The sequence below is a fragment of the Streptomyces sp. BBFR102 genome (assembly GCF_051397025.1).
Classification (GTDB): domain Bacteria; phylum Actinomycetota; class Actinomycetes; order Streptomycetales; family Streptomycetaceae; genus Streptomyces.
The window spans coordinates 6,130,509-6,142,091 of the sequence record NZ_CP195757.1 but is presented as its reverse complement, the minus strand read 5'-3'; the positions used below and the strand labels follow the sequence as shown (position 1 = coordinate 6,142,091).

Sequence of the window (11,583 nt, the reverse complement as noted above, 5' to 3'; positions counted from 1 at the left end):
CCCGCGGAGCGGGTAGAAGCCTGCTTCGCAGGCTTCGAGGGAACCCTTCGCGCGTTGCGCGAAGCTAACGGAGTGAAACCCCCAGCTTCGCTGGGGGTTTTCGGACTCTGCGCTGCGCTTCGAGTCCGGTGGTTTCCTTCCGCGCTGCTCCAGGAAACTGAAGCTGCTGACGCAGCCTCAGGCGGTTCCGGTTCCCGGAACCTTGAGGGTCCGTCCGCTGCGCTCCCTGACCCAACCCGCTTCGCGGGGCTGGCTGTCAGACTGGGGTGCTTCCTTCGGTGAGGACTTTGGAGGAATCCGGATTTGGGGGTAGTGCCTCTGGGGGTGGAGGTTCTGGAGGAGTATGGGTAAAAGGTTCAGGAGTGATGTTGTACCAAGGCGTCCCTGATAGGGCTCCAGCGCTCCGCTGTCCGCCAAAGTTGGTCGAACTGCGTCATCCGACGGATTCGCACGCTGGAACCGTTGCCGGCTCAGTGTTCCTGTGCGCGATCGTCCTGCCCGCGATCCACGCGGTGAGTGCTAGCGCGAGCCCGGCGGGGACGAGCGCCCACGCCACGAGGGAGGCGGGGCCGGTGCCCGCGGTGAGCAGTGCACCGCCGAGGGCTGCACCGACGGCGGAACCGAGATACATCGCCGCCATCTGGAACGCGATGATCGGCATCGCCTGCCCGGGCCGGTCCGCGGTGAGTGCCTGTTGCAGCGTCGGCACGCTCGCCCAGCCAGCCGCGCCCCAGACCATAGCCGCGATCAGCCACACGATCGGCGAAGAGGAAAGCCACACCGCAGCAAAGCTCAGCGCCAGCAGGGCGGGCAGCCCGACTAGCATCGGCCTGGGGCCGTAGCGGTCGAGCGGCTTGCCGATCAGCGCAGAGCCGGTAACGCCGCCGATACCCCACGCCCAGACCAGGGCGAACCCCAGGCCCCCGAGCCCTCGGTCCTCGGCCATGGGCAGCAGGTAGGTGTAGAGCCCCAGGCTCGCGACGCCCAGCAGGAAGGCCGCCACGACGCCGACGCTGGTCCGGCTCGATCGCAGCACCGTGAACGCGGACCCGCCTGCCGCCGTGTCGAGATGTGGGAGCGTCTTCGCGCGGAAGGCCAGCGCCGCCATGCTGACCACGCCGATGAGCACGACCAGGGCCATGGTCCAGCGCCACCCGGCACTCTGGCCGATGATCATCCCGACCGGCACGCCCGCGACGGTGCCGGTGGATAGCCCGAAGGTCACCAGGGACATGGCGCGGCCCCGCTCGTGGTCGGCGACCGTCGCGGCAGCCGTCGCCGTCGCCACCGCAGTGAGAATGCCCGCACCGGCCCCCGCGACGACCCGGGAGGCCAGGAAGACCTCGATGCCCGGCGCGACCGTGGTGATGAGGTTACCCACGTTGAACACCCCGAGGGCGATCAGCAGGGCGCGGGCGGTGCTGCCGCGGGTGAGTCTTCCGGAGAGCAGCGGACCGGCGACTGCGTACGCGGCCGTGAACGCCGCGACGCCCAGGCCGATCATCGCCGCCGTGGTCGTCAGGGAGTCGGCGATGGACGGAAGTACGCCGGCCAGAACGTAGGCGTCGATGCCGAGCGCGACCGCGGCAACGACGAGAGGCCACACTTTGCGGATCATGCGTCAGTCTCCCCCTCGTCGTCGCCGGCGCTCTCGTAGCCGGTGAGCACCGTGCCGAGCAGCCCCGGGAAGCGCGCCTCGAGATCCTCGTCGCGCAGCTTGATCATGCACTTGCGGCCCTCGGCCCGGACGAAGACCACCCCGGACTCGCGCAGCAGGCTCGTGTGGTGGGTCAGAGTCGAGCGCGGCAGGTCGGGGCCGAGGTCGATGCTGTCGACCTCACCCTCCTCGGCGAGCATCCGCACCATGTTCAGCCGCAGCGGCTCGCTGAGAGCGAAGAGCACGCGCGCGATCGCGATCTCTCCGGCATCCGGGTGGTGGTAGGTCCGTGGGGGCATGGCCCAACTCCTATCGTTCGAACTTTCCCGCACGATAATAGTTCGAAAATTCCCGCACGATCAAGTCGGCGGATATTCGCTCAGGAGGAACGCGGCCTAGCGTGCGTCACGCAGCCGCGCCGGGGCCGCGCGTGTTCGGAGCCGCGTCTCCCGGACGGGGACACTTCAGCGCTGATCGTGCAGCAGCCCTGCCTAGACGGCGGCGGCGAGCTGCGTGCGGTGCGCTCGCATCGAATATCGTCCGCCCGGCATGGACAGCACCACGCCGGCGAGCACCTCGACGGGGGGCCGCAGTCTTCAGCAGGAACCCGGCCGCGCCGTCGCGCAGCGCCTCACTCACATACTCGTCGATATCGACCGCGAGCCGCCGGTCGCGCTGAGGGAGGGCTGGGTCGTCGACCCCAGCGACTTCGTCGGCGACGTGATGCTGCAAGGCATCTGCCCTCCGAGGGCCGACGCCGCCCGCTACCTCAGTTACCACGAGGACCCCGAGGACTCTCGCTGGCACTGGGACGAGACACGATCCCCAGCGTTCAGCAGGTCGCTGTCCCAGTTCCTGACGCCTGCGACGGCGGGCTGGGTCCGCAGAGCGGCCTCAACGACCTGATCGAGAATCCGGCACATGTGCTCGCTTTGCACTACGACCAAGAGAGTCGGCAGCTCTGAGAACAGCTGCCCCTTCGTGTCCTCCACTCTCCTTCTTCGTCCGAGGAGTGGCTGCTTCGTTCCGGGAGCCGTTCAGTCCGCGTTGTCCTTGCCGAATGCCAACGCCTCGTCGCGCATGCCTTCCAAAACCTCGCAGTTGCGCATCATGACGTCAGAATCGTAGGTCTCAGTTGCTGACAGTCGGGACATCCGTTCGAGGACCTCGTCGTCGGTCAAGTGCGTGAGCCAGGCCGAGATCTGCTCCGAGCCCGGGGAACCGTCCATCTGAGCGATCATGTCGACGAGGTCGATCCGGACGAAGGCCGCGCCAAGCCGCTGTTGATGGCGCTCAGCCGCAGTGACGACCGACCCCGCGGCGATGGCGTCGCGCTCGTCTTCGTGCCCGACCGAGATGTTATAGCGGGTCGGCAGGACAATTTCAGGCGGCTCGGTTCCGGTGATGAGCCGCGGCACCGCCTGCGTGCGGATCCAATGGGAGATCTCGTCGAGCTCGGTCATCAAGATCGGCCAGCGATCCGTCCCGGGCCGGTTGATGCCGATCGTCGGGAAGAGAGCGACCGGCACCCGCTGGCCGAACGGGGTCTCCGCGATGACATCTCCTGCGCACAGCGGTACCTCGGGACGAGGCGGGAGATCGCGAACCGAGTGAGGCCTCTGGTCCTCCTGATACATGGCAGCGATCCGGACCGCAGTCACTGCAGGAGTCCGATGCTTCGCGTGGTTCGTGTGAAGGACCAGCCGAGCCAACGGGTGGTTCTCGGCGTCCTTCCGATTGAACGGCTGCAAGCCCTGGATCCTCCGCACGAGCTCGCTGCTGGGCTGCAACGAGGCCGGGCCGTTCTTCACACGCCCCCTCGCCCATGACTCGAAGTCCTCGGCTTTGTGAGACGCCGGGATCTCCACGACGCGCGCTGCCTTCTCATCAAGAGCCCCGTCGCGGAACTCGACCTCGGCGAACAACGCGTGCTCGAGCGCTCCTCGGAGCGCGACCAGCGCGTCGGCGACGAGCAGCGGCATCTTCTTCGGCAACGGAACCACGCGCGTCACGACGGTCCGCGTGTTGGGGCAGCCGATCTGCTCCTCGAGCTCGAAGATCCCGTCGGGCCTGGTCTGGTAGGCAAAGAGCAGATCGGAGACCTGACCGATCAGTTCATCCGCATGCGACAGAGTCGCCGCCACCCCCAGCTGATGATCCGGTAGCCAGTTGTACTCAATTGTCGTCATCGTCGCTCTCCTTGGATTCGTCCTCGACCGGGATGTCAGCTTCTCCCCCGCCGCTAGCCGGATCGGAGTCGGTCCAACCGCCGGATCTCGACGACCGGCGACGTCGCCCGGGTCGTCGAGGTGCAGTCTGGATCGTCCGAGACGTCTCCGAGGATGAGCTACGCCGGACGGCCGACCTGGATTAAAAGATCGACGAGCCCGCGCAGCGGAAGGGTCTGACCGTCGCGGCGGAGGGTATGCGTGCCTTCTTCGCCGCCTTCCGAAGGATCTCGCGTTCCTCCTCCAGCTCACGAACCTTCTTCCGCAGAGCCGCGTTCTCTGCCTCCAGCGGGCCCGGGGACGGCTAGCTCCGGCTGCCGGATTCCGGAGTAGTGCCTCTGCGGATGGAGGGTTCTGGAGGAGTGTGAGTGAGAGGTTCGGGAGTGACGTCGTCCGGCTTCGTTGGGCAACTATCCGAGTCCGGTTCTGCGTGACGGGCGTTCAGGCGGTCCCGGCCTACGAATTGGCCGTGCCGGCGTACGCGATCGTGAGGACGGTCATCGTCGATGTCTCGTGGCCGAGGAGGATCACCGCGGTGACGTGGCCCTGGGCAACGGTGCGGATGATGCCGTCGTCCTGCCCGTAGGGCTCCGAGCACGCGAACGGGTCCTGCTGGGCGTCGACCAGGGCGAGCGCGAGGTCCCGCCGGGCAAGATCGGGGAGCTGCTTGTACGTGTCGAAGACGTCAGTAGGGAAGTTGAGCCGGTAGGTCACGCCGCTCCCCGGCCGCGGTCGTCCCGGTTGCCCTGGCGCGGCTCGACGTCCCTGAGAACGTCGGCGGTGACATCCCTGGTCTCCAGGTCGTCAGGGAGAACACCGCGCACCTTCATGTGGGCGCGGGCGGCCTCGATGCGGGGCCGGGCCGATTCGAGCTGCTCGGCGGCCGAGGCCCAGCCGTCGAGGACGGCAGGCAGGTCCTCGATCGGGGTGAGGTTGACGTCCTGGAGCAGCTGCTGCCGGGACGCGGAGTGCGGCAGCGCGACGTGCAGCCGGTCCACGGTCCAGTCCTCGTGCGCCATGTGCCCTCCTGCGGTCACGCCCGGACAGCCAGAGTAGCGCCAAGGGGAGCGTCGCGGAGGCGCTCGTTCGTGCTGACGCGCGGGCGCTGTGGCGCGGCGGTGGTCTCTCTCGCTACCGTCGGCGGATGACCTTTGATGATGAGCCTGTCTCCGACTTACAGCCGAGCGAAGCGCCGACGAGCGTGATCGTCGGCGCACTGCGCTGGGACATCCTGAACGAGTGGGTCCGTTACCTGAACGACGACCAACACCCGGACAAAACGGCCGAGATGTCGTACGTCTGGGGCTTCATCAACCGGGACTCCGGCGGCGACGTGCTGCGCTGCCTGTGGAGCAAGCACGAGACCGCGTACCCCCTGTTCGCCGAGACGGTGTGGTTGCTGCACCGCGAGTTCAGCGAAGGCTCCGGGCCGGAACATCACCCCCTGTTCGCCGGCCTTCCGCCGATCCCTTCTGACATCCTCTTCCGGAAGATCGCGAACTCGTCCGCGGCGGCATTCCGGAAGCTGACCGAGGCCCAGATGATCGAGATCCTCCGCAAGGCCCCGAACGACTACGCGGCGATGCGGTAGGGGTGCTCCCGAGGGGGCGACAGCTCCGCGGGTGTGCGGCTGATCGAGTCGCACGGTTACCCGGATGATCCCGAGTACGACATGAGGGTGGGCGGCATGGCGCTGTCGAGCACAGTGCCGGATGCGGCAGGACGTCGCTCCTTGGTCGGGCCTCGCAAGTATTGGCCGAAGCAGTCCCCAGGCCCGGGGCGGCCGCCCTACGATGGGTGCCTCCGTCCATGCCGGGAGGCTGCTGTGTCGCCACACCGTCCCGACTACCCGCCGAAGACTCCGCCGCCGCCCAAGCGGCCCGTCCAGCCTCTACCGCCGGAGCAGCAGACTGCCCCTGCGCCCGCTACGGTCACCATCCGCGGGCGGTCCGTACGGAACTGGGCTGTCACCCCGAGCAGTGGCGCCGCCGCCCGCGTGGGCCAGGAGGTCGCCACAACACTGCACCAGTGGGGCTACAGGCCGAAGGACGATCAGCCACAACAGGCCGTCGAGCTCCTGCTCCGCTCGGCCGCGCAGGATGGCGGCCGACGCGTCTCGCTGCACCTGGCCGACGACGAGGACCGGAACCAAGTGATGCTCTTGGCGCTCAGCCACCGGCAGGACACGCCGCCGAGCAACGACGACCAGGCGCTCCGGGACGCCGAGCACATGCGCGCTTTGGCCGCGCTCGGGATTCGCGATGTCGGTATGGAGACCGCGCCGAGCGGGCGCCGCTGGTGGGCAGGGCTCGACCTTCCCCGCCCCGGCCAAGCCCTCGAGCTCAACGAACAGCGGCCGCATGCGCTCTCTCGCGGACCCAGGAAGCTGGAAGGCCCTCCGGTTCGCGCGTAGCTCGCCCGCATAGTCCGGCGCTCTACTCCCTCTGCACCGTACCGTGGGACCTCAGCGCACCATGCCTCGAAGCTCGTTCGTCGCGGATCCGCATCAGGCACTGCTGACCGTACGCCGACGCACCGTCGCAGTCGTCGACCGTCAGCGCACGTGGCGGCGCCGGGCCCAGGAGGATGCCCGCCTGCTCCACGGCAACGACAAGCTCTGAACCGGAGCCGGCGACGGAACTGAGCGTCCACTACGAGATGGGCGTGCTCGGTGTCACGCGTCGTCGCTGGCGAGGCTCAGCTCGATCCGGGTTTCGTGGAAGTGGTCCCAGTCCATGATCAGGCGGAAGCGGTGGTGTGTCTCCAGGCGTTCGGCGTCGGCCGGCTCCTGGTCGCGCAAAATCTTGGCGTCGTCGGACTGGACGAGTTCGACGAGGGCGATGCGCAGGTCGTTGACGTCCTGACCGGTGGCGCCGGCCAGGCGGTCCAAGGAGGTGAGAATCTCCTGCGGTTCACCCAGATCTTCGATCAGGTGGTTGACGAGGACGTCGACGAGAGGTCCGGTGCGCATGATCCAGCGGATCTTGTCGAGCCGCTCGGTGAGTCGGGTGTCCAGGGGCAGCAGGGCGCCGGGGAGCGGCAGTGCGGCGGGCATCGACCACCGGGTTCCCTGGGGTGTTTCCTTGCGGGCTGCCAGGCCCCACGTCAGGTAGAGCTCTACAAGGTCCCGCACCGTGGTGGGCACCGGGTAGCCAGCGGCCGTGAGCATGGCGCCGAACTTCTCCCAGCGGGCCGCCTCGCACGCCTCCCGGCCCTCCGGGGCCTCCTCGTAGTCCCACTCCTCACCGTGCCAGGTGAACGTGAGGGCACCGTCGAGATCGCCGCCGATCATGTCCCAGTGGCCACCGCAGAGCTCCAGCAGCAGGTCGGCCAGGGAGCCGGTGAAACCGGGCTGGGCCGCGGTCCCCATCAGCATGGTCAGGGCGAGGGCCTGACGGGGCAGAACGTGTTCCCAGCCGGAGACGAACCAGTCGTTGTGCATCGCCATGTCCCGGCGCTGGCCAGGGACAGCAGTGTTCTCCATCATCCGCATCTCTCTGTGAAAACGGCCGGACGTCCGCAGCGTACGCACAGAAGCGGGACACTTTTGTCACCGGCGGCCGACCCATGCCTGGTGGTCGGGGGCGACGTGCAGGTGCTCACGCAGGCGGCCTCGCAGAACCCCGACGCGTGTCCGGCCCTCCAAAACCTGCAGCCCGCCCGCGGCCGAGTCCAGGAGACACCGCTCGATCAGGAGCGGCGGGCGCAGCCACGTTCCGTGCTCGTCCCAGTGCCGGGCGACCTCCGGGGACCGAACGCTGACCCAGTGCATGGGGTTGACGGCGTAGCTCTCGATGCAGCCGGTATCGGAGGATCCGGTCGGCATGCTGCGGAAGTCGGCGGCCTGGATGGTCTCCAGTCGCCAGGTGATGTCACGCAGGTCGATGGTGTTGTAGTCGTTGATGAAGGCGGTGTTGTCGCCGTGGTCGAAGAGGAACTGTTCCAGAACATCGTCTGGCCACCGCAGCACGGTCAGCTCAGGGGCGGCGCGGAAACGGTCGAAGCTGAGGGCGCCGTCCCGGCGGCGGGCCGTCAGGGGGGCGAGGTCGGTGAGCTTCATGCCACAGGTCTACAGGAGTTGGTTCCCCATAGAGGGCGGGGCGCACTCATGGCTGGCCGGCAGGTGGAGGCGCCCGGTGTGTCGCAGAGTTCGGCCAGCGGGCCCGCGAGTTCGCGTGCTTACACCCGGTAAGCGTTTCGATGGGATCGAAGTCCAGCGTCAACCCGATGCTGTCATCTTCGCCCCTCGACTTCGCGGACCGGGAGGTGGCGGTGCCTCCTACCGCAATTCTGGGTTTTCTCGGCCGCGATGCCCTGGGCCCGCGGCAGGGCTTCGGAAAGCTGGCCGCGCTACCAGCGCTTGCTCGGCCGTGGGCGGGGCGGCAGTTCAGCCTGTTCAGCGATGGCGAGGAGGCGCTCGGTGGTTTCCTCGCCGACCGTCTCGACGAGCCGCTCGACACTGGAGGCGACCAGGATCCAGGACCGCCCCGGCAGTCGGCTCAGGCGGTCGACGGCGTCCGCCAAGGCTCCCGCCTCCACTGCCATCAGCGCCTGGATGTCGGCGGAGTCCGTCTCCAGCGGCACCGCGGCCTCCCGCACCAGGTCGACAGAGACCGTCACGTCATCGATCACCATGACCCTGGCCGCGTTCTCGATCAGGCCGGGCTCATAGGTGCCTTTGAGCTCCATGGCCTGGTGAATGGTGATGTCCGCCGCGGGGTAACCGGCGGCCAGGAGGCGGCGCAACGCGGCGTAGGCGGTGTGGGACTTGCCGGACCAGTGCGGCCCCAGGAGCAGCAGGCGGGCGGTTTCGCCAGCGAGGACGGTGGTGCACCACTGGGTGATGGCGGGGTGGTCGGTCTCGGCATCGCGGAAGAGGGCGGGTATGACGGACATCGGCTCAGCGTAGCCGGACATGTTGTGCGGCAAGGGGCGTTGGGTATTCCTGTGGGATCCGCTGGGGTGGGGGGCGCGGACGTGTATGTACGGCCTCTTCGGGGCTGGGGGAAGCGGGTCGCACAGAGCCGGTGAGCACTGCCACGATCGATGTCACCGCGCCGGGCGCTACCGACTGAGGGCGCTTGTACGACTCCCCCCGTCCCCGGGTTCACCGGGCTGTTCCTGCACCAGGGCCCGGCTCGGCGCGGGCGAGGCGGCCGTCGCCGTCGTGCCTGTCGTCTGCGTCACCGTGCTCGCCGCCCTGGAGCGCCCTCTGCCCGGGGTTCTGGTCACCCGGCCAAGGCCATGAGTGCGAGGGCCAGTACGGCGAGGCCGACGATGCCACCGAGTGCGGCGAGGACCACGGCCCTGGTGGTGGCGATCATGATCTCAACGAGCATCACCGCCTCGGATGATCGGCGGCCCGTGGATGCCTGACCCGGTCGGGTCCGGGTGGCGATGAAAGCGGCGCCGACGGCACCGGCCAGGGCGAGGCTGCCGGTGATGAACGCGCCGATGATGACGGGGTGCAAGGTGTGCCTCCGAAGGTGGTGGAGGCCTCAAACAAGCACCCCACCACCAGGGTCATCAAGTCCGTCACCTGCACGTTTCCACGAAACTTGACGGTATGAAACCGCGTCGATCCGGGCCTGTTTTCCACCTGAAGCGGCTGTCGGTGGTCACCGATTCGCATGGGGCAGAACAGCGTTTTCCGCTCACGGCACCCCTGGCTTTTCATGGAGAGGTCCGCGAATCGTGGTTCACACGACCGGTTGCGGTGGTCGACGTGACGGCGACCTGCACGAACGCCGTGCGATGGCTCGATGATTATGTGGATTTCCTAGCCGATTCCGGCCCCACTATTTCGCAGCCAGGTCTACGGGGTTCCGCCTGTGCTCTTTCCAGGCCCGGTTCCATGGGGTTATCGGTCACCAATCGACTACCGAAGGTCACCCATTCGGCCTAACGGGTGCTGCTCGGCAGTGTCGCCCCTCCCATCGGCAAGGTGTTGAAGACCCGCCACGCTGTGCGACTGCATCTGGAGCTGACGCCGATGCTGAGCGGCTTCTACCACATCACCGACTCCTTCGGCCCTGCCCCGGCTCGCCTTGGGGCCGCACGGGTGACTGTGCTGGTCAACGTGGGTGGAGAGGTCGGAGCATGAGGACCATGAATACAGACGAGCCTGACGTTGCGCCGACCGAATTTCAGCCCCTTGCCCCCGACCGGCTCCGCATGGCCGGGCATCCTTCTCACGGCCGTGCCCGTCGCTACGGCGGTCACGGTGGCCGGCCGGGTAGCGAAGGCACACATCGAGCAGCGCGGCGCAACCGAACGGACCGCCATCGAGCAGCGCGGCGAGACCCAGCGGGCGGCGATCGCTGCCGGGGTGAGCGTGAGCGGATCCGTCGGCCCCGGTTTCGCCGGAGACGGCGACGTCTTCCGGAGGCACGCTGCCCTCATCGCAACTGCGTGGGCTCCTGTTCCGGGAAGGAGAGCAGGACTCGCTGCCACGCAGGTCCCACTGGTAGTTCGCGAGCGCTCCAGGCAGGCGGTGTCGCCCGGGGTCGGCGTCGGAGAGCGTCAGCTCGACGAAGCCGCGGCCGCCTTCGAGGACTCCTCTCCTTGGCAGGGTGGTGCTGCCGGTGAAGACCAGCAGGGTCGTGCCGACGGAGATGTGGACGGTGTCGCCGTGGATCGGGCGAGTGCCGGGGAACGTCACGCGCTCACCCCCAGGGGGGATCTCGGCAATCGGTATCGACTGGATACGCCTGCCGTCGAACCACTGCTCAACGAGGCGGATCCTGGTCGGCGAGCACGTGGCGGACAAGGGGCCGTCGAGCGACGAGCGTGGAGTTCCAGCACCCCGCGACGAGGCGGTTCGACGTCACCGAGCTGGCCTGCGCCAGGCTGACGGCTGCAACCTGACCCACCAGGCCGCTTCGCCCCCAATGTCGCAGCAGCCATCGCCCCCGTCTCGGCGCAGCAGGCCAGTGCCTCCTACCAGGCCCGCTACGACGAAGTAGGGTCCTCCTGCGGGCAACGGCCCGCAACGCCGCGCGGCCCTTCGCCGACCGGGCCGCCCAGATCCAGGCCATGGCCGAACGGCTCCTCGGGGGCCGGACCGAACGGGCCCTGGACCGCCTCGCCCCCGTCCGCGCCGCCGCAGACGGCCGTACCGCATCCCCCCGCGCCCGTGCAGCGATTGACCACCGCCGACCGCAGTCCGTCCGCGCCTGGACTCGCAGGGCGCCAACGAGACGGCCGCCATGCTCCGCACCGAGCTGGGACGGGCCGACAGCAAGGCATCTCTGGTCATACCGGCCTCGACCTGGGGCGGGGCTTGCCGGGATCGCCTCTGCCGCGCCCCAGCTCGACCTCCCCGCCACAGCCGAGCCCGCCCAGGACAGCAGACGGGCGGTGAAATGAGCAGCCGGGACGCCGATGGCCAGCGGGCGCCTGCTCCCGGAACCGGGCCGCCCAGCTGATACGTGGAACGGGCCCTGCTGGATTCCGGTCGTGGAGCTGCGCCTTGAGCAAGATCAAACTCCGCCGAGAGAACACGAAATCCCGGCAGCGAGACGCCACCGGGAAGATCTTCCCGACTTGAGAGCAACCCAACAATCGCGAAGCATCGCAGACGCCACCAACAGGCACCCGACAGAGCCGCCCCGGCAGACGTGCGAACCGGAACCACCGACTCCACCGCCGCGTGGCCAGACTCGCGAGACCTGGGCGGCAAGTCTCTGCGATCCTGCC

Annotated in this window: 14 protein-coding genes; 5 read left to right on the top strand and 9 right to left on the bottom strand. The window is 68.2% G+C overall.

Annotated features, from left to right (window positions below; translation table 11 throughout):
- Positions 1 to 433: 433 nt before the first annotated feature.
- On the bottom strand, positions 434 to 1,618 hold the full coding sequence (locus ACSLIC_RS26600; RefSeq protein ID WP_436735590.1) for an MFS transporter: 1,185 nt from the start codon (positions 1,616 to 1,618) through the stop codon (positions 434 to 436).
- Entirely contained in the window at positions 1,615 to 1,956 is a 342-nt protein-coding gene (locus tag ACSLIC_RS26595; protein ID WP_436735591.1) for an ArsR/SmtB family transcription factor, read from the bottom strand. The genes ACSLIC_RS26600 and ACSLIC_RS26595 overlap by 4 nt, the downstream gene beginning before the upstream one ends.
- Before the next feature lie 250 nt (positions 1,957 to 2,206).
- Here ACSLIC_RS26595 and ACSLIC_RS26590 point away from each other — a divergent pair, with 250 nt between their 5' ends.
- Entirely contained in the window at positions 2,207 to 2,563 is a 357-nt protein-coding gene (locus ACSLIC_RS26590; protein ID WP_436735592.1) for a hypothetical protein, read from the top strand.
- A gap of 131 nt (positions 2,564 to 2,694) precedes the next feature.
- On the opposite strand, the gene ACSLIC_RS26585 is transcribed toward ACSLIC_RS26590, so the two are convergent.
- The 3 genes from ACSLIC_RS26585 to ACSLIC_RS26575 form a co-directional block, all read right to left on the bottom strand.
- Entirely contained in the window at positions 2,695 to 3,846 is a 1,152-nt protein-coding gene (locus tag ACSLIC_RS26585; protein WP_436735593.1) for a hypothetical protein, read from the bottom strand.
- A 495-nt stretch (positions 3,847 to 4,341) separates the two neighbouring features.
- The gene (locus tag ACSLIC_RS26580; RefSeq protein WP_436735594.1) at positions 4,342 to 4,599 is read right to left on the bottom strand and encodes a hypothetical protein; all 258 of its coding nucleotides are present in this window, start codon (positions 4,597 to 4,599) and stop codon (positions 4,342 to 4,344) included.
- A complete protein-coding gene (locus tag ACSLIC_RS26575; RefSeq protein ID WP_436735595.1) occupies positions 4,596 to 4,904 on the bottom strand; it encodes a hypothetical protein in 309 nt (102 codons plus the stop codon). Before ACSLIC_RS26575 ends, ACSLIC_RS26580 begins: the two co-directional genes overlap by 4 nt.
- A gap of 125 nt (positions 4,905 to 5,029) precedes the next feature.
- On the opposite strand from ACSLIC_RS26575, the gene ACSLIC_RS26570 reads away from it, so the two are divergent.
- From ACSLIC_RS26570 to ACSLIC_RS26560, 3 genes are all read left to right on the top strand, one after another.
- Positions 5,030 to 5,476 carry a hypothetical protein gene (locus ACSLIC_RS26570; protein ID WP_436735596.1) on the top strand — a complete coding sequence of 149 codons (447 nt, stop codon included), beginning with the start codon at positions 5,030 to 5,032 and terminating at the stop codon, positions 5,474 to 5,476.
- 405 nt (positions 5,477 to 5,881) lie between these two features.
- The gene (locus ACSLIC_RS26565; protein ID WP_436735597.1) at positions 5,882 to 6,298 is read left to right on the top strand and encodes a hypothetical protein; all 417 of its coding nucleotides are present in this window, start codon (positions 5,882 to 5,884) and stop codon (positions 6,296 to 6,298) included.
- A gap of 61 nt (positions 6,299 to 6,359) precedes the next feature.
- Entirely contained in the window at positions 6,360 to 6,506 is a 147-nt protein-coding gene (locus ACSLIC_RS26560; RefSeq protein ID WP_436735598.1) for a hypothetical protein, read from the top strand.
- Between the two features lie 53 nt (positions 6,507 to 6,559).
- Here the strand turns inward: ACSLIC_RS26560 and ACSLIC_RS26555 are convergent, their stop codons facing one another.
- From ACSLIC_RS26555 to ACSLIC_RS26540, 4 genes are all read right to left on the bottom strand, one after another.
- The gene (locus ACSLIC_RS26555) at positions 6,560 to 7,372 is read right to left on the bottom strand and encodes a DUF6042 family protein (RefSeq protein WP_436735599.1); all 813 of its coding nucleotides are present in this window, start codon (positions 7,370 to 7,372) and stop codon (positions 6,560 to 6,562) included.
- Positions 7,373 to 7,435: 63 nt separating this feature from the next.
- Complete coding sequence (locus ACSLIC_RS26550; RefSeq protein ID WP_436735600.1) at positions 7,436 to 7,945, bottom strand: hypothetical protein; 510 nt, start codon at positions 7,943 to 7,945, stop codon at positions 7,436 to 7,438.
- Positions 7,946 to 8,235: 290 nt separating this feature from the next.
- Entirely contained in the window at positions 8,236 to 8,781 is a 546-nt protein-coding gene (locus ACSLIC_RS26545; protein ID WP_436735601.1) for a hypothetical protein, read from the bottom strand.
- A gap of 332 nt (positions 8,782 to 9,113) precedes the next feature.
- Complete coding sequence (locus tag ACSLIC_RS26540; protein WP_436735602.1) at positions 9,114 to 9,356, bottom strand: hypothetical protein; 243 nt, start codon at positions 9,354 to 9,356, stop codon at positions 9,114 to 9,116.
- A 494-nt stretch (positions 9,357 to 9,850) separates the two neighbouring features.
- Here ACSLIC_RS26540 and ACSLIC_RS26535 point away from each other — a divergent pair, with 494 nt between their 5' ends.
- Positions 9,851 to 9,988, top strand: coding sequence for a hypothetical protein (locus ACSLIC_RS26535; protein WP_436740223.1), 138 nt, complete (start codon positions 9,851 to 9,853; stop codon positions 9,986 to 9,988).
- The last annotated feature ends 1,595 nt before the right edge of the window (positions 9,989 to 11,583 follow it).